The organism is bacterium (assembly GCA_024228115.1).
GTDB lineage: Bacteria > Myxococcota_A > UBA9160 > UBA9160 > UBA6930.
Genome location: JAAETT010000113.1, coordinates 1 through 1357 on the forward strand (window position 1 = coordinate 1; position 1357 = coordinate 1357).

At 68.5% G+C, this 1357-nt stretch carries 2 protein-coding genes; both read left to right on the plus strand.

Translation table 11 applies throughout. The annotated features are described in order from the left end of the window. Positions 1-181 precede the first annotated feature (181 nt). On the plus strand, positions 182-559 hold the full coding sequence (locus GY937_05835; protein ID MCP5056233.1) for a hypothetical protein: 378 nt from the start codon (positions 182-184) through the stop codon (positions 557-559). A gap of 12 nt (positions 560-571) precedes the next feature. Continuing rightward, the gene (locus tag GY937_05840; GenBank protein ID MCP5056234.1) at positions 572-1228 is read left to right on the plus strand and encodes a hypothetical protein; all 657 of its coding nucleotides are present in this window, start codon (positions 572-574) and stop codon (positions 1226-1228) included. The last annotated feature ends 129 nt before the right edge of the window (positions 1229-1357 follow it).

Genomic DNA, 1357 nt, shown 5'->3' on the forward strand with positions numbered 1-1357 from the left:
CCGAGGCACGCCCCAAATTCTCGCCACGGAATGGGCATCGACCACCCAAAACGAAATCCGTCAGCGTCAATCGCCGCGCGGCACGCCGAAACCGTGGAAAGCCAGGTTCTCAGCCAACTTTCGTGCATAGTTCAGGCTAGGGACCAGCATCCGAGCGCTCCACGGTAGGCAAGGGCTGTGGATGAACTATCAGGCTTTCTCCTCGGATCTTTCCCCGGCAGAGACGATCGTGTTCCGGTCGGCGGAAGAGAACCAGGAGATGATGCAGCGCCACGGCGTCAACCAGGAGGTGCGCCAGCTCGGGCGGGGAAAGTTCCGTTGCGATATGGCCGTGCGAGCCACGGAGCACGCGGACCTGTACGCGGACCGATTCAACCGGGCGTTCTCGATGCGTCTCGGGCCGCCCGCGGGCACGGTCGGTCTTCTCTTCCTCCGCAGTGCCAGAGGGCACGCCCTGGCGTCCGGCAGCAGGTCCGGGAGCTGGAGCCGTCCACTTCGCGCTCACGGCTCCCCCAGGCCAGGCCCACGAAGAAAGGATGCCGCGCGTTCTGCGTGCTAACTCCACGGGGTCATGAGTTCCACGCGGCAGCCCCAGCCCGGCCTCCGGGCCGTCGCCCTCGCCCTCGCCCCCGTGATCTACCTTCTGCTGGCTCCGGCGTCCGCCTTCGGCCAGATCCCGGCGGGGCCGGCAGCGGAGGAAGCGGCCGGCACTTCGCAGCCGCTCTCCCTCGAAGAGCGGCGCAGTCGCGCCCTCGCCCTCCAGGCAGAGATCCGGGGGGAGATCGCGGCTCTGGACGAGTCCCCGGTGGCCACGGCAACGCCGGCCGGCTCGGATTTCGTCACGCACAAGCGCATTGTCCTGGAGCGCCTGGAGAGCCTGGCCGGAAGCCAGCTCGCGCTCCTGGATACGCGCACGGCCCTCGAACGCAGCCTGGCGGAGGCGGAGCAGCACCTGGCAGGGGGCCCTGCGACGGTGGTGGAGGACGATCCCCCGTTCTCCCTCGAGAGCTACGATGCCATCGCCGCGGTCGTCGCCCGCGAGGTCCGGGCCCTCCAGGCTGCGCGCCGCGCCAGACGGGACGCCGCGCGGAACCTCGACGCGGCACGCGGGGAGCTCGAGCGACGGCAGTCAGAGCGGCGCCTGGCCGTGGACGCGATCGAGCTTGCGACGACCAAGACGGAGGAGGCGCAGCGACGCCGGGCCGCGGAGTTCGCGGCTCTAGCCTGAACTATGCACGAAAGTTGGCTGAGAAGCTGGCTTTCCAATGTTTCAGCGTGCCGCGCGGCGATTGACGCTGACGGATCTCGTTTTGGGTGGTCGATGCCCATTCCGTGGCGCGAATGCGGAGTGTGCTTC

Excerpts from the sequence above, each read along its gene's own strand:
- GY937_05835 (MCP5056233.1), top strand. The coding sequence starts at position 182 with ATGAACTATCAGGCTTTCTCCTCGGATCTTTCCCCGGCAGAGACGATC.
- GY937_05840 (MCP5056234.1), top strand. The coding sequence starts at position 572 with ATGAGTTCCACGCGGCAGCCCCAGCCCGGCCTCCGGGCCGTCGCCCTC.